At 46.7% G+C, this 888-nt stretch carries 2 protein-coding genes; both read right to left on the bottom strand.

Annotated elements, in window-relative coordinates:
- Window positions 1-211, bottom strand: a 211-nt coding sequence (locus R7E78_RS25270) for an ExbD/TolR family protein (RefSeq protein ID WP_318058491.1), incomplete at its 3' end; no start/stop codon positions are given.
- Window positions 208-762, bottom strand: coding sequence for a MotA/TolQ/ExbB proton channel family protein (locus R7E78_RS25265; protein ID WP_318058490.1), 555 nt, complete (start codon window positions 760-762; stop codon window positions 208-210). The genes R7E78_RS25270 and R7E78_RS25265, both read right to left, overlap by 4 nt.
- Window positions 763-888 lie beyond the last annotated feature (126 nt).

Here is an 888-nt window from a genome sequence, read left to right as displayed (position 1 = left end):
CATCGTTTGCTGCCGTAATGGCGATGAAAATACCTGCGTCTTTTTGACTGACCACGTTCGATGCTTGAGGGCGGTTCACTTCCACGCCAGACTCTCGCACGAAAGAGCTGGTAACAATAAAGAAAATCAACATGATAAATACAATATCAAGCATCGATGTTAAATCGACTTGAGCTTCGTCTTGCTGATTTGGTCTGCGTCCGAGTCTCACTTCTGACTCCTTAAAGATTGTTCTAATTGGATCGCTTTACGTTCACATACTTTGCTTAAACGAGCATGTACAAACATGCCCGCCAATGCCGCCACCATACCTGCCATAGTAGGCAGCGTTGCTAAAGAGATGCCCGAAGCCATCAATTTTGGATCGCTACTTCCTTGTGAGGCCATCACGTCAAAAACGGTAATCATGCCAGTGACAGTACCCAACAGACCAAGCATGGGACAAATGGCCACCAATAGCTTGATCGTCGAAAGGTTTTGGCGCAATTCGATTTGTGCCTTTGCAATCCATCCATCGCGAATTTGATGTGCATACCAAGAGTGGTGCTCTGACCGTGCCAGCCACTGTTCACGAAGCTGTTTGTTTACCTTAGGAAATACCGTCGTTAAGTAAACCACTCGCTCCATAACCAGTAACCAACACACCGCTACAACGGCAGCCAACCACCATAGGATTTGGCCACCTTGCTGCATAAATCTCATCAAGGTATTGGCCCAATCCTCACTGATCAAACCCAAAGTGTTGAGTAGGATCTGCTCCATTACGCTGCGTTCTCCGCTATCGTGTTACGGTTGCCTTTGTTGTTAGACATATCGAGCTCTGCTTGTTCAGCAACTAAGCCAATACCCTGCTTTTCTAGAATGTTGCGAATGCTCTCGGCTTGAGAA

It is taken from the genome of Vibrio sp. YT-19(2023) (assembly GCF_033337395.1).
The sequence above is the reverse complement of the archived record's forward strand: the minus strand, read 5'-3'. Positions and strand labels throughout refer to the sequence as shown.

Excerpts from the sequence above, each read along its gene's own strand:
- R7E78_RS25265 (WP_318058490.1), bottom strand. The coding sequence starts at position 762 with ATGGAGCAGATCCTACTCAACACTTTGGGTTTGATCAGTGAGGATTGG.